This is a genomic window from Brevundimonas sp. AJA228-03 (assembly GCF_017795885.1).
In the GTDB taxonomy this organism is placed as follows: domain Bacteria; phylum Pseudomonadota; class Alphaproteobacteria; order Caulobacterales; family Caulobacteraceae; genus Brevundimonas.
Genome location: NZ_CP059297.1, coordinates 1954269 through 1967240, shown reverse-complemented (window position 1 = coordinate 1967240; position 12972 = coordinate 1954269). Strand labels below are relative to the sequence as shown.

Here is a 12972-nt window from a genome sequence, read left to right as displayed (position 1 = left end):
TCGACGCAGGTTGCCGCTCATGACTGTCCAGACTGCTCACACCGAGGTCGCCCCCGACCGCACGCCGCGTGTCTTCTCGCTTCTGATCCGCCTGCTGTCGGCCAACTGGACCTACGGGCTTCTGACGCTGACCCTTCCGAATGGCGAGGTGCACCGTCTGGAGGGCGAGACGCCGGGGCCGCATGCCGTCATGACCGTGCTGGACTACCGCTTCGCCGGCCGGGTGCTGGCCAATGGCGACATCGGCTATGCCGAGGGCTATATCGCCGGTGAATGGGACAGCCCGCATCTGGCCGTGCTGCTGGAGACCCTGGCCAACAACTACGACCATATCCGCCGCCTGTTCGACGGCAATGTCGTCATGCTGGCGGTCAACTGGATCGCCCACAAGCTGAACCGCAACAGCCGTCGCGGGTCGCGGAAAAACATCACGGCCCACTATGATCTGGGAAACGCCTTCTATGCCGAATGGCTGGATTGCACGATGACCTATTCGTCGGCGAAGTTCCTGAACCCTTCCGAGCCGCTCGAGATCGCCCAGACCCGCAAATACGCCGCCCTGGCCCGGGCCATGGACCTGAAACCGGGCATGAGTGTGCTGGAGATCGGCTGCGGCTGGGGTGGTTTCGCCGAATATGCGGCCAGAGAGGTCGGGGCGACCGTCACGGGCGTCACCATTTCGCAGGAACAGCACGACCTGGCCCGGGAGCGTCTTTTCCGGGCGGGCCTGTCCGGCCGAACCAGCATCGAGCTGATGGATTATCGTGACATCACGGGCACCTACGACCGGGTCGCCTCCATCGAAATGTTCGAGGCGGTGGGCAAGGAATACTGGGGGGCCTATTTCGACAAGGTCCACGACGTGCTGAAGCCCGGCGGCCGCGCGGGCCTGCAGATCATCACCATCCAGGAAGACCTGTTCGAGGAATACAACGCCCGGACCGACTTCATCCAGAAATACGTCTTCCCCGGCGGCATGCTGCCGTCCGAGGCACGGCTGCAGCCGGTGGTCGAGGCTGCGGGGCTGAGCTGGGACAGCGTGGACCGCTTCGGCATCGACTATGCGGACACGCTGAGCCGCTGGGATCAGCAGTTCCAGTCGGCCTGGGACGACATCCGCAAGATGGGGGGCTTCGACGAGCGGTTCCGCCGCCTGTGGCGCTTCTATCTGGCCTATTGCGAGGCCGGTTTCCGGTCGCGCCGGACCGACGTGATCCAGCTGGCCCTCACCCGGGCCTGACCACGGCACCCAGCATCGTCCGTGCGGCCTCGGCCTCTTCCAGCAGGGCAGCCCGGCGCTCGGGACCGAAATTGTCGAGCGTGCGATAGGGCATGGCCAGCCGGACGTTGTCGCGCAGTCGGGGCCGGTTGCGCTCCAGAAAACCCCAGTACAGCCGATTGAAAGGACAGGCCTTTTCGCCCGCCTTTGCCTTGACGTCATAACGGCACGATCCGCAGTAGTCGCTCATGCGGTCGATATAGGCCCCCGACGCGGCATAGGGTTTGGACCCCACGATGCCGCCGTCGGCGAAGGTCGCCATGCCGCGGGTGTTGGGCATCTCCACCCATTCATAGGCATCGGCATAGACGCTCAGATACCAGTCGTCGACGGCGTCAGGGTGCACGCCCAGCAGCATGGCCAGATTGCCGGTCACCATCAGCCGCTGGATGTGGTGGGCATAGGCATTGTCCCGCGTCGTGATGACGACGTCGGCCACGCAGGCCATGTCCGTCTCGCCGGACCAGAAGAACCCCGGCAGCGCGCGATCGGCGTCCAGGAAGTTCCGCTGCCGATACTCCGGCACCTTCAGCCAGTAGATCCCGCGCACGAACTCGCGCCATCCCAGGATCTGGCGGATGAAGCCCTCGACCGCGTTCAGCGGGGCGCGACCCGACCGGTATTCCACCTCGGCCCGACGACAGGCATCCAGCGGGTCCAGCAGGCCCAGATTGATCGAGGTCGATATCAGCCCATGCCACATCCACGGCTCGCCCGTCGCCATGGCATCCTGCCAGTCGCCGAACCGGGGCAGGACCTGCGTCAGAAAGTCGGCCAGAACCCTCTCGGCCTGCCCGGCCGTCGTTGGCCAGCCGAAGGCCCCGGTGGTGCCGAAATGCTCCGGAAACAGGCGCTCGACATCGGCGATGGCGTCGACGGCCACGGTGTCCGGCGGCGTCCGAAGTCGCTTCGGCGGGCGCACGCCCCTGGTCAGCCCCTTCCGGTTCTCGGCGTCATAGTTCCATTTGCCGCCCACGGGCTGCCCATCGTCGAGCAGAATGCCCGTCGCCTTTCGCATCTCGCGGTAGAAGAACTCCATCCGTAGCTGGGACTTGCCCGAGGCCCAGCGCCGGAACCGGTCGTGGTTGCAGATGAAGCGATCGTCCTCCCGGATTTCCGGGCTCACCACGATTGACGCTGCAAACGCCGACAGCGCCTCCGCCAGCCGCCACTCGCCGCATTCGGTCATCACGACCGCATCGAAGGGCTGATCCGCCAGCGCCCGCTTCAGCTCGCCGAAGATGCTGTGGGTATTGCCGGCATCATCGATGCGGACGTATCGAACCGTCACGCCCCTCGCCTCAAGCCTCAGCGCGAAGCTGCGCATGGCGGCGAAGATCAGGGCGATCTTCTGTTTGTGGTGGCCAACATAGGTCGCCTCATCCCGCACCTCGGCCATCAGGACCACGTCGCGGCCCGGATCGAGGTCGCGCAGCGCCGAGAGGCCGTCCGACAGCTGATCGCCCAGAACCAGCCTCAGGGTGGCTCTGCCTTCGTTGTTGCGCGTGCTAGTCTCGGCCATGGCCTCGTTCCTGATCTCCACCGACGACCTCGCCCGCGACCTCGGCGCGCCCGACCTCCGGATCGTCGATGCCTCCTGGCATCTCGACGGCCGCGACGCCCGCGCAGAGTTCGAGCGAATGCGAATCCCGGGCGCGGTCTTCTTCGACCTCGACGCCGTGTCAGACCACAGCACGGACCTGCCGCATATGCTGCCCACCGCCGCAGCCTTCGCCGAAGCGGCGGGCGCGCTGGGGATTTCATCAAGCGACCGGATCGTCGTCTATGACACCGTGGGCCTGTTTTCCGCCGCCCGGGTCTGGTGGACCTTCCGGCTGATGGGCGCGCGGGACGTCCGCGTACTCGACGGCGGGCTTCCGCTCTGGCAGGCCGAGGGACGCTCGACCACGTCGGGTCCCGTCTCGCCACGACCCGCTGCCCGCTTCGAACCCCGCGAAAGACCCGATGCCGTGGCCGACATGGCGACCGTGCTGGCGGCCCTCACCGGTGACGCCCAGATCGTCGACGCCCGCCCCGCGCCCCGCTTCATGGGCGAGGCCGCCGAGCCGCGCGCGGGTCTGCGCTCCGGCCACATGCCCGGCGCGCTGAACCTGCCCTTCAAGGCGCTGCTGGACGACACCGGCCGCCTGCTCCCGGCGGCTGACCTGAAAGCCCGCTTCGCAGACGCAGGCGTGACCTTCGACCGGCCGATCATCACCAGCTGCGGTTCCGGCGTGACGGCCGCCATCCTGACCCTGGCCCTCGCGGAAATCGGCGAGGACAGCGCCCTCTACGACGGGGCCTGGGCCGAATGGGGCGGCCGGCCGGACACGCCGGTGGTCACCGGCTGATCATCAGGCCGGAGGCGCAACCGGATAGGGCTCACCCTTGGGCACCACATCGTCGGTCTCGCCGCGTGAGACCACGGTCGCCAGCACCAGGTCACCCGTGACGTTCAGCGTGGTGCGGCACATGTCCAGGAACCGGTCGACGCCCAGGATCAGGCCGATGCCCTCGGCAGGCACCCCGACCATGACCAGGATCATGGCGACGACCGGCAGGGACCCGGCCGGAACGCCGGCGGTGCCGACGCCGCCCAGGATGCAGACCAGCATCACGACGACCTGCTGGGTGATCGACAGCTCGATCTGGAAGAACTGCGCCAGGAACAGCACGGTAACGCCCTCGAACAGGGCCGTGCCGTTCTGGTTGGCCGTCGCCCCCACGGTCAGGACGAAGCGCGCGATCTTGCGCGGCAGGTGAAGTTCTTCCTCGGCCGCCTTCAGCGACACCGGCAGGGCCGCGTTCGACGAGGCGGTGGAGAAGGCCACCACCATCGGCTGGCGCACGCCATGGAAGAACCTGAACGGATTCATGCCCCCGCCGATCCAGACGACCAGCGGATAGACGACGAACATGTGGATCGCCATCGCCCCCACAGCCACGCCGACATAGGCGGCCAGCCGGACCAGCAGGTCCCAGCCGAACACCGCTGCCAATTTGAACATCAGGCAGGCGATCGCCAAAGGGGCCAGCTTGATGAAAAGATTGATCAGCTTCATCGTGACTTCCAGCAAGCCCTCGATGGTCCTCTGCAATTCATCGGTGGCTGGCGATCTGGCCATGACCAACCCAATTCCAAAGAACAGGGCGAAGATCATAACTGGCAAAATCTGGTTCTCCGACGCTGCCGTGAAGACATTGGAAGGGATCAGATCCAGAAAGAACTGGTCGAACTGCAGCCCAGAAGAGGCTCGGTCGACAATCTCTGTCGCTCCGGCCGCGCCCTGGGCCAGAAGCTGCTGAGCCAGCTCGGGCGGCACCCCGTCACCGGGTCGGAAATAGTTGACCATGGCAAGTCCTATGGCCACGGCAATCCCCGACACCACGATGGTCAGTAGCAAGGTCTTTATGCCTGCCCGCCCCAGAGACTTCAGATCGCCCATCTCGGCTACCCCGACCACAAGGGCTGAGAAAAGAAGCGGGATTACCATCATGAAGAGCAGCTTCAGGAAGATCTGGCCGATCGTCCCTGCGATCACGATGGGCAGCCAATCGGCGTCCGGCTGGAGCGCGAAATTGACCCACAGCCCGCCGCCCAGCCCGACCGTGAAGCCGATCAGCATCAACCAGTGAAGCGCGATCCCGCCCTTTTTCGTCGTGTTCATTCGTCCCCCGGAGGTGCCGACCGCGACGTGCGCGAGCCGATCGGATGTCAGCGGACCGGCAGGCCGTAGATCAGACCGGCCGGTCGAGCGTTCCATTGTGCATTGAGACCACGCGCCAGGTCGAGGGCCGATTGCGAACCCAGGTTTCTGTCGAAGACTTCACCGTAGTTTCCGACGCTGCTGATGGCGTCCCTGGCCCAGTCATCGGACAGACCCATCCGGGACCCGAACGCGCCTTCGGCCCCCAACAGGCGTCGCACCCGGGGATCACGCGACTCCCCGGCCTGGGCCTCGACATTGGCCTGGGTCACGCCCAGCTCCTCGGCCATGATCAGGGCGTTCTGCGTCCAGCGCACGATCGCCGTCCACTGCTCGTCGCCACGGCGGACGACAGGACCCAGCGGTTCCTTCGAGATGATGTCGGGCAGGATCACATGCTGGCCCGGGTCGGCCAGCGTCGTCCGTGCCGCCGCCAGCGCCGACACATCCGCTGACAAGGCGTCGCAGGCCTCGCGGCCATAGGCCTGCCGCGCAGCCGCTTCACTCGGCAGGACGACCGCGCGATATTCGATGCCCCGGCTCCTGAAATAGTCTTCGACGTTCAGTGCGCTGGTCGAGCCTGACTGCACGCAGATACGCGCGCCGGTCAGTTCGGTGGCGCTGTTCAGGTTCAGGGCGCGCCGAACCAGAAAACCCTGGCCGTCGTAATAGTTGATGCCGGCGAAGCTCAGATTGCCCGCCGTGTCTCTTTCCATCGTCCAGGACGTATTGCGCCAGAGGACGTCGATCCGACCGTCCGCCAGGGCCTGAAACCGGTTCTCCGCCGTCAGCGGCACGAAACGGACGGCGTCCGCGTCCCCCAGCACCGCAGCCGCCAGAGCGCGACAGAAGTCCACGTCGAACCCGCGCCACTCGCCGCGATTGTCCGTATAGGCGAAGCCGACGAGGCCCTGATTGACCCCGCAGTTCAGACGCCCCCGCCGCTTCACGGCCGTCAGGGTCGCGCTCTCGGCAACGGCGGCCGATCCGGCCCGGGCGGCCACGGTGGTCGTCGAAGGGGTTTCCGGGGCCTGGGCATCCGGCTTTCCGCAGGCGACCAGCAGCGCCAGGGCGGCAGCGGCCGCTGTCCAGATGCCAAAACCCGTGGCTCGCCGGCCCATGTTTCGTCCTGCATTGCGCATGCGCGACTCCCGTCGCCCGCGGCACCCCGCTGCTTTAGAAGACTTTGACGATCCCTCCGCAACCCTGGAGATGCCGATGGCACCGCTTTCCGATCGCACGCGACTGATTGCGACCGCCACACGACGCGGCGGCGGTCGTCGGCCGGTCAATCCGCCCATCGAACGGGCGTCCACCCTCCTGTCCGACTCCGTCGGCGATATGCGCGACGGGTCGCTGGGACCACTCTACGGGATCGAGGGCACGGCCTCGCAGGTCGCGCTGCGACGGGCGATCGCCGACCTTGAAGGTGCGACCGACTGCTGGCTTGCACCGTCGGGTCTGATGGCCGTCACCCTGCCACTCCTGGCTCTGACGCGTCCGGGGGACGAAATCCTGACGACGGATGCTGTCTATGGCCCGGTCCGACGGTTCCTGAACCGTCACCTGGCCGCCCGGGGCATCAACACACGGTTCCATCCCGCCGAAGCCTCCGCCGCCGAAATCGTCGCTGCCATCGGGGAACGCACCCGGCTGATCCTGATCGAGTCCCCTTCATCGCTGACGTTCGAGATGATCGATGTCCCCGCCCTGGCCGCCGAAGCCCGCGCCCGGGGCATCGTGACGGTGACCGACAACACCTGGGCGGCGGGACTCGGGTTCAAGCCCCTCGCGCACGCGGTGGACGTCAGTGTGCAGGCCCTGACCAAATATGTCGGTGGTCACTCCGACCTGATGCTGGGCGCGGTATCGGCTATCCGGCCCGAGGTCTGCAGGGCCTTGGCCGAGGCGGTGGAGGATATCGGCGTGTGCGTTTCACCCGACGACGCCTGGCTGGCGCTCAGGGGCCTGCGAACCCTGCCCTTGAGATATGCCGAACAGGCCCGGTCTGCGCTGGAGATCGCGAGGTGGCTGGCTGTGCGACCAGAGGTTTCCCGTGTGCTCTATCCTGCCCTGCCGGGTGACCCGAACCACGCCATCTGGTCTCGTGATCATGTCGGCGCGGCCTCCCTGTTCGGGGTGGTCATGAACGGCGGCGACGCGGCGGCGGCCCATGCTCTGCTCGACCGGCTGACCCTCTTCGGCCTCGGCTATTCCTGGGGCGGGTTCGAGAGTCTCATTACCTGCGAGACGCCGCAGATGGCCTGGAGGACATCGCCGCCCCGCCTTGAGGGGCCGCTGCTGCGGCTGCACATCGGACTGGAAGACCCGGCCGAACTGATCGCCGATCTGGACGCCGCCCTCGAAGGCTGGCGGAGCGTCTGACCGTCGATTTCGGGCATCGCTCTGTTTCAGGGAAATGGCGCACCCAGCAGGACTCGAACCTGCAACATCCCGCTTAGAAGGCGGGTGCTCTATCCGGTTGAGCTATGGGTGCTCCTGGCGCGGGACAAACCATGGCCCACAGAGGGTGCGTTAGCCGCAAACCCTGTCGCGGCTCAAGTCGCGACCGACCGTGTCGGGCGCGATAGCCGCCCTGAACACCGCGGCTCAAGTCGCGACCGACCGTGTCGGGAGCGACAGCCGCCCTTTCTAATGCGTCCAGGGCTGCTTGCGGTTGGTGGCGAAGTTGTCGGCATAGGCCTTCAGGATGACGGGCGGCTCCTGCGGCTCGTGCAGCCGGAATGGAATGCCGTGCCGCTCTGCATAGGCGACGGCCTCCTCGCGGGTCTCGAACGAAAGCCGCACCTGGCCGTTCATGTCCGAGGAACTGGTCCAGCCCATCAGCGGATCGATCGTGCGCGCAGACGCGGGTTCGAAGTCCAGCCGCCAGTCCTTCGACCTGGCCTTGCCCGACTGCATTGCGGTCTTGGCGGGGCGATAGATGCGCGCCAGCATGATGGTATCTCCACTAAAGGTCGCTCAACCGGCTGAGCGCCGCGTGCGAAGCGATGGCCACCCTTACCAATACCGGGCTCAAGCAGCGAGCGACCGCGTCGCGAGCGGTAGCCACCCTTACCAATAATGGGCTCAAGCAGCGAGCGACCGCGTCGCGAGCGGTAGCCCTCGTCAAGAAGGCCTGGTCGGAGTGAGAGGATTCGAACCTCCGACCCTCTGGTCCCAAACCAGATGCGCTACCAGGCTGCGCTACACTCCGGCGGAGGGGTCTGCCAGCATCCGGCCTTCACCGCAACGGGAAGATGGCCTCACGGTTTGAAAAAGGGGTGCCTGACGGTCGACCCTGGCACGGCCCCGATTTCCTCTGCGCGGCCCGCACGCAACTCCAGGACGCCATTGGCGGCACCGTTCGACGGCAATGGCACCTCGGAATACGGCGTGGCATGGCTCGCGATCGAGATGATGCGGCCGGTCGGATCGATGTAGATGATATCCAGCGAGCTGGGCGTGTTCTTCATCCAGAAGGCCTGCTCTTCGGCGACGGGGAACTGGAACAGCATGCCGCGATCCTCATCCAGCGGCGGGCGGAACATCAGCCCGCGCTGACGCTCGGCCTCATCGTCGGCGATCTCGACGAGGAACGGGTGCTCGCCGCTTGCGGTGACGATGGTGAGCGGCTCAAGCGGTCGACCTGCCGAATCGACTGGCCCGGTGTCCCCGGCACAGGCCCCCGTCAGAAGCGCCAGGCCCAGCCCGGCGGCGATCAGCAAACGTCTCGACAGCATATCCGCCCTTTCGGGGCGGGATCAGCCGCCCGGCTTGATTTCGGCAACCACCAGGCCCTTGGGCCCCGATGCGAAGCGTACCGCAACCGTCTCGCCCGGGACCAGATCGTCCAGCCCGCAGCGACGCAAGGTCTCGATATGGACGAAGATATCGCCCGGATCGGTTTCACGCACCACGAAACCGTATCCCTTGGTACGGTTGAACCATTTCACGACGGCCGGTTCCAGATTGCCCGTTGCGGTCGGGGGCGCCGACAGGCCGCGGGCATCGGACTTCAGTCCGTCGTAGCCCGCGCGACGGGGCGCGACCATCTCCGGCTCGCCGACTCCGAGGTCGTGAACCCTCACGACCTGCCAGCCCTTGGCGCGCCGGGCGCAGTCGCAATCGATCGCAGCGCCCTCGTCCGCCAGGTCCAGACCGGCATCCCGCAGGCTGGAAATATGCAGGAGAACGTCCTTGCGATCGGTCCGATCCGGGTCGTCGGGCACGATAAAGCCATAGCCCTTTCCCGGATCGAACCACTTTACGCGTCCGGCGACACGGACCACATCGGTCGTCTCCAGACTCTCAAATTCGGACACGTCAAGCCCCCCGCCTGCATGTCACGCAGACCTGCTTCCATTTAACACAGTTCCATGAACGCTGGAAAAGCGAAAAACACACGTTTCCAGCCTGGGGTGCGGCGGTCACTGGTCGAATGATGCGCAAAAGCGCCCATACTCTCGACAGCAAGGCGCGCACCGTCATCGGCGAAAGCGGCGCGATAGCGATGTCGGGGGCAAATCCCGCGTGGCAGTCCCTAGGGGAGTCGAACCCCTCTTTTCAGGTTGAAAACCTGACGTCCTAACCGATAGACGAAGGGACCGCTGCGCGAGAGCGGGCGATATAGCGGGCGATTCCGGGGGGCGCAAGCGCCGTTTCGACCTAAACCGCCATGCGGGGATCGGCGATGTCCTCGATCTCCAGCTGAACGCCCTTGCGCCCGTTCCAGTCGTCCGCCTTCAGACGACCGACGATGCTCAGACCGCCCTGCCCGGCCAGCAGGGCCTTGCCTGTCGGCAGGTCCGCACACCGCCAGGCGATCGCCTTGATCGACGATCCGTCCGCTCCGACGAGGCGGCATCGCACATGGCCGCCATTCATCTGCACCGGCTCGCGGGCCTGAACGCCGCTGAGGGCGAACAGCGGCTCGGGGTTGGCGGGGCCGAAGGGGGCCAGACGTTCGAACCCCTCGAACAGCGCGCGCGTCGCGGCACCCGGATCGATCAAGGCATCCACCTCGACCCAGTCCAGCGCATCGGCGTCGGCCTGTTCTCCGGCGAGCACCGTGTTCAGAAATCCCCGCAGGGCGTCGATACCGTCCGGCCGGACGGTCAGGCCGGCCGCCATGGCATGGCCCCCGCCGGCCATCAGAAGACCCTCGCGCCACGCGGCCTGGATCGCACGGCCCAGATTCATGCCCGGCTGCGATCTGCCCGACCCCTTTCCGACGCCCGCGACGGCGTCCACGCCGATCACCACGACGGGCTTGCGCCACCGCTCGCGCAGTCGCCCGGCCACGATCCCGACCACCCCCGGATGCCAGTCCTCGCCCGAGACGACGACCACCGCCGATCCGTCCGCATGATGACCCGCGGCTTCGACCCGGCGTGTCGCCGTCTCTGTGACCTCGCGCTCCACCTCGCGGCGGGCGATGTTCAGCGCGTCCAGTTCCTCGGCCAGGGCGCGCGCCTCGTCCGGATCGTCGGTGGACAGCAGACGCGCGCCCAGATCCGCCCGACCGATCCGGCCGCCCGCATTGATGCGCGGGCCAAGAACAAAGCCGGCGTGGCTCGACTTGGCCGGTCCGGGCTCGCTACCCGCAACGGCCAGCAGCGCCCTCAGCCCGGGATTGCCCCAGTTCGACATGACTTTCAGGCCAAGCCCCGTCAGCGCGCGGTTGAACCCGGTCAGTCCGGTGACGTCGCAGATGGCTCCCAGGGCCGCGAGGTCCAGCCACTGGCGAATATCGGGCTCCGGCGTCTCCGCAAAAAGGCCCCGCTTGCGCGCCTCGCGGTTCAGCGCCGCCAGCAGGACGAAGACGACACCCGCCGCCGCCAGATTGCCCTGACCGGAGGTGTCTCCCGGACGGTTCGGATTGACCACGGCAATGCAGGCCGGCGGTTCCTCGCGCATCATGTGGTGGTCGATCACCACGACGCGCAGACCGATCGCGCCGGCATGGGCGATAGCCTCGTTCGCCGCGGCCCCACAGTCGACCGTGATGACCAGATCGGCCCCGGAAGCCTTCAGCCGGTCGAACGCCATCGGACTGGGGCCATAGCCCTCGGTCAGGCGATCGGGGACATAAAGGGGCAGATCGTGGCCCAGCGCCCGGAACCAGCGGACCAGCAAGGCCGCGCTGGAGGCGCCGTCGACGTCGTAGTCGGCGAAAACGTGGATGCGCTCGCCGGCCTCGATCGCGGACACGATGGCCTCCGCCGCGACGTCCATATCCATGAAGCTGGACGGGTTGGGAAACAGCGCCTTCAGCGTCGGCTCCAGAAAGTCGGCTCCCTCCTCCGCCTTCACGCCGCGAGCCGCCAGGGCGCGCGCCAGCGGTTCCTCCAGACCCAGCCCCTGCATGAGAGCGCGGATGACGGATGCCTCCGCCGGCCGCTGTCTCCAGGCACGCCCGGACAGGGAGCGCGCGACATCGAGGAACCCCGGCGTCAGCAGCGCGGCCGGCGGTCCATCGGCCATCAGAGGGGACGGGTCGTGCGAATGCGGCGCACGGTCCGGGTCGAGGAATCCATCACCAGCGTGTGGGTCGTGACGAAGTGGGCACCCATCTGAACCCCATCCAGCATGGCCCCCTTGGTCACGCCGGTGGCGGCGAAGACGGCATCCTTCGAGACCAGTTCATGCAGGTCGTATTTGCGATCGAAATCCGTGACGCCCGTCCGCTGGGCCCGCGCGCGCTCATCGTCGTTGCGGAACAGCAGCCGTCCCTGGAAATGCCCGCCGACACACTTCAGCGCCGAGGCTGCCAGAACGCCCTCGGGCGCGCCGCCCGATCCCAGGTACAGGTCGATGCCGGTCTCTGGCTCGGCCGTGTGGATCACCCCCGCGACGTCGCCGTCGGTGATCAGCATGACCCTGGCACCGACCTCGCGCAGGGCGGCGATCAGGGCTTCGTGGCGGGGGCGGTCCATGACGCAGACCGTGATCTGGTCCGGTCTCACGCCCTTGGCCGAGGCCAGGGAGCGGACATTGTCGCCCGGCGTCATGTCCAGATCGACGGTGCCCGGCGCATAGCCCGGCCCGATCGCGATCTTGTCCATATAGGTGTCGGGCGCGTGCAGCATGCCGCCGCCGGCCGACATCGACAGGACCGTCAGGGCATTGGCCATGGCCTTGGCCGTCAGGGTGGTGCCTTCCAGCGGATCAAGGGCGATGTCGATGACCGGGCCTTTGCCGGTGCCGACCTTCTCGCCGATATAGAGCATCGGGGCCTCGTCGCGCTCGCCCTCGCCGATCACGATCTTGCCGTCGATGTCCAGGCTGTTCAGCGCGGTGCGCATGGCGTCGACCGCCAGCTGATCGGCGTGCTTTTCATCTCCGCGCCCGATCTGGGCCCAGGAGGCGATGGCCGCCAGTTCAGTGACCATGGCGGCATCGGCCGCGAGGGTCGAGGCGAAGGGGGCCGTATCAGCCATGTGAAATACTCCTGAGCGGGATGATCCCCGGATTCTCTCGGCCGGGCGATGGATTTCGCGGATCAGCGCGGCGCGGGTGCCCGATCGATCGGCGGCGGGGCGGTACCGCGGCGGCGCTGCTCGGCGGCGAAAGCCTCCACATCGGCCTGTGTCTGCGCGGTGGCCGGCGCGATCTGCCGGGCGTCGATGCGCACCCGGGTCTCGGCAGCAAACACCAGGGGATCGCCCAGGGTCCATTCGATTCGCGAGGCCTCGCCGGCCAGGGCGCCTGCGGAGGCCTTCAAGGTATTGACACGCGCTGCGACCTCGAGCGGCTGTGGCGTATCGGTCGCCGTTGCCGGGAAGTCCGCCCAGCGCGGATACTGGCGATTGGCATCGACGAGCGCCTGGACGCGCGGTGCCACCGGCGAGGAGGCATCGGTCGTCGGGTCAAACGCCGCAGCGCATCCGGACGTCCCCGCCAGGAGCAGCAGCAGACCCGCTATCTTTTTCGCCTGATGCGCGTTCATGTCGGGGCTGGTCATATGCCATGATGATGACAGGC

General features: G+C 66.9%; 12 protein-coding genes and 3 tRNA genes. 3 read left to right on the top strand and 12 right to left on the bottom strand.

Annotated elements, in window-relative coordinates:
- Positions 1-19 precede the first annotated feature (19 nt).
- Positions 20-1240, top strand: coding sequence for a cyclopropane-fatty-acyl-phospholipid synthase family protein (locus tag HZ989_RS09775; RefSeq protein WP_209320651.1), 1221 nt, complete (start codon positions 20-22; stop codon positions 1238-1240).
- On the opposite strand, the gene HZ989_RS09770 is transcribed toward HZ989_RS09775, so the two are convergent.
- Positions 1227-2801 carry a cryptochrome/photolyase family protein gene (locus HZ989_RS09770; RefSeq protein ID WP_209320650.1) on the bottom strand — a complete coding sequence of 525 codons (1575 nt, stop codon included), beginning with the start codon at positions 2799-2801 and terminating at the stop codon, positions 1227-1229. The genes HZ989_RS09775 and HZ989_RS09770 overlap by 14 nt on opposite strands.
- Here HZ989_RS09770 and sseA point away from each other — a divergent pair.
- Complete coding sequence (sseA, locus tag HZ989_RS09765; protein WP_209320649.1) at positions 2800-3630, top strand: 3-mercaptopyruvate sulfurtransferase; 831 nt, start codon at positions 2800-2802, stop codon at positions 3628-3630. The two genes, HZ989_RS09770 and sseA, sit on opposite strands and share 2 nt — an antisense overlap.
- 3 nt (positions 3631-3633) lie before the next feature.
- Here the strand turns inward: sseA and HZ989_RS09760 are convergent, their stop codons facing one another.
- Both HZ989_RS09760 and HZ989_RS09755 read right to left on the bottom strand, forming a co-directional pair.
- Positions 3634-4947, bottom strand: coding sequence for a dicarboxylate/amino acid:cation symporter (locus HZ989_RS09760; RefSeq protein ID WP_209320648.1), 1314 nt, complete (start codon positions 4945-4947; stop codon positions 3634-3636).
- Positions 4948-4994: 47 nt separating this feature from the next.
- Positions 4995-6107, bottom strand: coding sequence for an amino acid ABC transporter substrate-binding protein (locus tag HZ989_RS09755; RefSeq protein WP_209320647.1), 1113 nt, complete (start codon positions 6105-6107; stop codon positions 4995-4997).
- A gap of 97 nt (positions 6108-6204) precedes the next feature.
- Between HZ989_RS09755 and metC the strand changes: the two genes are divergently transcribed.
- A complete protein-coding gene (gene metC, locus HZ989_RS09750; protein WP_209320646.1) occupies positions 6205-7371 on the top strand; it encodes a cystathionine beta-lyase in 1167 nt (388 codons plus the stop codon).
- 35 nt (positions 7372-7406) lie between these two features.
- On the opposite strand, the gene HZ989_RS09745 is transcribed toward metC, so the two are convergent.
- From HZ989_RS09745 to HZ989_RS09705, 9 genes are all read right to left on the bottom strand, one after another.
- Positions 7407-7483: transfer RNA gene (locus HZ989_RS09745), tRNA-Arg, on the bottom strand.
- A gap of 155 nt (positions 7484-7638) precedes the next feature.
- Complete coding sequence (locus tag HZ989_RS09740) at positions 7639-7944, bottom strand: ETC complex I subunit (RefSeq protein WP_209320645.1); 306 nt, start codon at positions 7942-7944, stop codon at positions 7639-7641.
- 182 nt (positions 7945-8126) lie between these two features.
- A tRNA-Pro gene (locus HZ989_RS09735) sits at positions 8127-8203 on the bottom strand.
- Between the two features lie 49 nt (positions 8204-8252).
- Positions 8253-8729, bottom strand: a complete 477-nt coding sequence (locus HZ989_RS09730; protein ID WP_209320644.1) for a DUF192 domain-containing protein — start codon at positions 8727-8729, stop codon at positions 8253-8255.
- Positions 8730-8750: 21 nt separating this feature from the next.
- Positions 8751-9311 (bottom strand): cold-shock protein, encoded by a 561-nt coding sequence (locus HZ989_RS09725; RefSeq protein ID WP_209320643.1) that lies wholly within the window; start codon positions 9309-9311, stop codon positions 8751-8753.
- Between the two features lie 209 nt (positions 9312-9520).
- Positions 9521-9595, bottom strand: a tRNA-Glu gene (locus HZ989_RS09720).
- A 59-nt stretch (positions 9596-9654) separates the two neighbouring features.
- Complete coding sequence (gene recJ, locus HZ989_RS09715) at positions 9655-11472, bottom strand: single-stranded-DNA-specific exonuclease RecJ (RefSeq protein ID WP_209320642.1); 1818 nt, start codon at positions 11470-11472, stop codon at positions 9655-9657.
- Entirely contained in the window at positions 11472-12428 is a 957-nt protein-coding gene (gene glpX, locus HZ989_RS09710; protein WP_209320641.1) for a class II fructose-bisphosphatase, read from the bottom strand. Before glpX ends, recJ begins: the two co-directional genes overlap by 1 nt.
- 62 nt (positions 12429-12490) lie before the next feature.
- Positions 12491-12952 (bottom strand): hypothetical protein, encoded by a 462-nt coding sequence (locus HZ989_RS09705; RefSeq protein ID WP_245162333.1) that lies wholly within the window; start codon positions 12950-12952, stop codon positions 12491-12493.
- Positions 12953-12972: the final 20 nt, after the last annotated feature.